Raw genomic sequence first — 3,526 nt, 5'->3', positions numbered from 1 at the left:
CCTGCGCACCCACCACCGGCACCCGCGCCCGAACAACACGAGGCACCCACAACACTCCCCCACGCACCGCAACCTGCGGCTCCCCACACGCCACCACCGAACCCAACACCCGCACGGAGCCCATACCCGCGTCCGACTCCACGCCCGAGTCCGTGCCCGAGTCCACGGCCGTGTCCATGTCCGTGTCCATGTCCGTGTCCATGTCCGTGTCCATGTCCGTGTCCATGGCTGTATCCACGTCCACCAGCACGAACCGGTCCGGATGCTCCGACTGCGCCGACCGCAACAAACCCCACACGGCGGCATGCGGAAGGTCTAGCTCCGTTTCGTCGGGTGTGGTCGCGACCGCACCTCGGGTGAGCACGACCAGCCGCGACGAGGCGAAAAGCTCATCGTCCAGCCATGCCTGCACCACTCCGAGAACCCGGCGGAGCGCGTCATGGGTGGCCTCGGCGAGCCCGGCGGCCTCGCGGTCCCCCGCGAGGCACGGGAGGACCACGACGTCGGGAACGTCGTGCGGCGACTGCGACTGGGCGGCAGCGAGAGCGGCCAGGTCGGCGTGGCAGGACACGGTCCCGCCGGAACGCTCCAGCGCGCTGACCAGACCGGCCACGTGTCCCGCGGCCGCCCCGTCTGTGACGTCCGCCCCCTCGCCACTTCCCAGGACGGCCCAATGACGCACGGGAGCCGCGCTGCCGGCCGCCGGGAGCTGGTGCCAGTCCACCGCGAACATCGCGTCGCGCACGGGCGAACTCGCGGCCCTGAGCGACTCGGTGGAGACCGGCCGGGTGACCAGTGACTCGATCGACGCCACCGGTGCACCCGTGGGGTCGGCGACCGTCACCGCGACGGTGTCCTGGTCCAGCGGCGTGACCCGTACGCGGAGCCCGGCGGCACCCGTCCGGTGGAGCGACACCCCGCTCCAGGAGAACGGCAGACGCGCCCGTCCCTCACCCACGTCGGGCACCGCTCCGAGGCCCAGCGTGTGCAGGGCGGCGTCCAGCAGGGCGGGGTGCAGGCCAAAGGCCGCCGCGTCCGCCGCTACCGCCTCGGGCAGCTGGACCTCGGCGAACAGCTCGTCGCCGCGCCGCCAGGCCGCCCGCAGCCCGTGGAAGGCCGGGCCGTATCCGTATCCCTGCGCGGCGAGCCGGTCGTAGTAGCCCTCGATCCCGATCGGTTCCGCTCCCACCGGCGGCACGCACCGCAAGCTCCACAAACGCCGTACCCGGCAACAACACCGTCCCGGCCACCGCATGATCCGCCAGCCACGGATGCGACTCCAGCGACAACCTCCCGGTGAACAACACCTCATCCGACCCGGCAACCTCAACCGCCGCCCCCAACAACGGATGGCTCGCAGTCGTCAGCCCGGCAGCCGCCATGTCACCGGCAGCCGAAGCGGAGGCTTCCAGCCAGAAGCGCTCACGCTGGAAGGCATAAGTCGGCAGGTCGACGGGCCGGGTGCCTTCACCTGCAAGGAACGGCGTCCAGTCGACCGGTACACCGGTGACGTACAGCTCGGCGGCCGAGGTCAGGAAACGCTCCAGCCCACCTTCGTCACGGCGAAGTGATCCTGTGACGACGGCTTCGGTGTCCGTATCGTCGAGCGTCTCCTGAATGCCGACGGTCAGCACCGGGTGTGCGCTGGACTCCACGAACGTGGTGAAACCGTCCGCCGCCAGCGCCCGAATACCGGCCTCGAACTGCACTTGATGCCGCAGGTTCCGGTACCAGTAGGCGGCATCCAGGATCTCGGTGTCGAGGAAGGCGTTCTCGACCGTTGAGTAGAAGGGGACACTGCCCGCCTGCGGCCGTACGTCCTTCAGGACGGTCAGCAGCTCCTGCTCGATGGCCTCCACATGCGCCGAATGCGACGCGTAATCCACCGCAATACGACGCGCCCGAACCCCATCAGCCTCACAGGCCACCACGAACGCCTCGACGGCAGCCGCATCGCCCGAAATGACGGTGGACAGGGGGCCGTTGACGGCAGCGAGACCGAGACCCGTCTGCGACTTCAGTCGGTCCCGTACCTCGGGTTCAGGCAAAGCGATGGCAACTCCGCAAGCGACACCATCACCGCCCACGTCACCGGCTGCACCACATCCACCCGGTCCAACCCACGGCCCTCGGACACAACCTCCAGCAAATCCCAGTCAACGAACGGAGCCAGCGCCTCCGCGCACCGCCGCATCGACTCGGCGAAAGCGGGAGACGACGCGATCAACTCCGCGCCCATCCCGACCCACTGCGACCCCTGACCAGGGAAAACCAGAACCGTCCGGCCCACCTCACGGACCGCACCCTCCACCACACCCGCCGCCGGCACCTCACCGCGAGACACCGCACCCAGCGCCCCCAACAACGCACCCCGGTCGGTGCCCAGCACCACCGCACGCCGCTCGAACGCCGACCGCGACACCGCCAACGACCGCCCCACCTCAACCGGTCCCAGCAGTACGAGATGTGCGTTGGTGCCGCTGATCCCGAACGACGAGACACCGGCCCGCCGCACCCGCTCCGGGGACGACGGCCACTCCCGCTCCTCCGTCAGTAGCTCCACGGCTCCCGCCGACCAGTCCACCTGGGGCGCCGGCTCGGCGGCATGCAGGGTTCGAGGCAACTGCCCTTGTTCCAGGGCCTTGACCATCTTGATGACCCCGGCCGCGCCGGCCGCGGCCTGGGTGTGGCCGATGTTCGACTTCACCGAACCGAGCCACAGCGGCCGGTCCTCCGCCCGGCCCTGCCCGTACGTCGCCAGCAACGCCTGCGCCTCGATCGGATCGCCCAGCCGGGTCCCCGTACCGTGCGCCTCCACCGCGTCCACCTCGGACGGCGACAGACGGGCGTTGGCCAGCGCCTGGCGGATCACGCGCTGCTGCGAGGGACCGTTCGGCGCGGTGAGGCCGTTGCTCGCACCGTCCTGGTTCATCGCGGTGCCGCGTACCACGGCCAGGACCGGGTGGCCGTTGCGCCGCGCGTCCGACAGCCGCTCCAGCAGCAGCATGGCGGCTCCTTCGGCCATGCCCATGCCGTCCGCGTCCGCCGAGAACGCCCGGCACCGGCCGTCGACGGACAGCCCGCGCTGTCGGCTGAACTCCGTGAAGGAGGTGGGTACGGCCATGACGGACGCGCCGCCGGCGAGCGCCAGCGAGGATTCTCCCTGGCGCAGCGACTGCGCGGCCAGATGCACGGCGACCAGCGACGACGAGCAACCGGTGTCCAGCGTGACGGCGGGGCCCTCCAGCCCCAGGAGGTAGGAGACCCGGCCCGAGGCGATGCTCGCCGTGTTTCCCGTGCCCAAGTAGCCCTCGACGCCCTCGGGCGCCTCCTGAAGACGCGAGCCGTAATCGTGGTAGCTGACCCCGGCGAAGACCGCGGTGCTGCTGCCGCGCAGCGTCTGCGGGTCGATGCCGGCCCGCTCGAACGCCTCCCACGACGTCTCCAGCAGCAACCGCTGCTGCGGATCCATCGCCAACGCCTCACGCGGCGAAATCCCGAAGAACCCCGCATCGAAATCCGCCGC

General features: G+C 70.5%; 2 protein-coding genes and 1 pseudogene. All 3 read right to left on the bottom strand.

Annotated elements, in window-relative coordinates; translation table 11 throughout:
- The coding region (locus tag OO62_RS41880; protein WP_428835919.1) for a polyketide synthase dehydratase domain-containing protein at nucleotides 1-1,189 on the bottom strand (1,189 nt) is incomplete at its 3' end.
- A gap of 46 nt (nucleotides 1,190-1,235) precedes the next feature.
- A pseudogene (locus OO62_RS41875) lies at nucleotides 1,236-2,087 on the bottom strand (acyltransferase domain-containing protein); the annotation flags it as partial.
- The coding region (locus OO62_RS41870) for a type I polyketide synthase (RefSeq protein ID WP_428835918.1) at nucleotides 2,018-3,526 on the bottom strand (1,509 nt) is incomplete at its 5' end. The gene OO62_RS41870 and the pseudogene OO62_RS41875, both read right to left, overlap by 70 nt.

Source organism: Streptomyces lydicus, assembly GCF_000717345.1.
GTDB classification, from domain to species: Bacteria; Actinomycetota; Actinomycetes; order Streptomycetales; family Streptomycetaceae; genus Streptomyces; species Streptomyces lydicus.
Note: the sequence above shows the minus strand (reverse complement) of the source record. Positions and strands in the feature narration are given on the sequence as shown.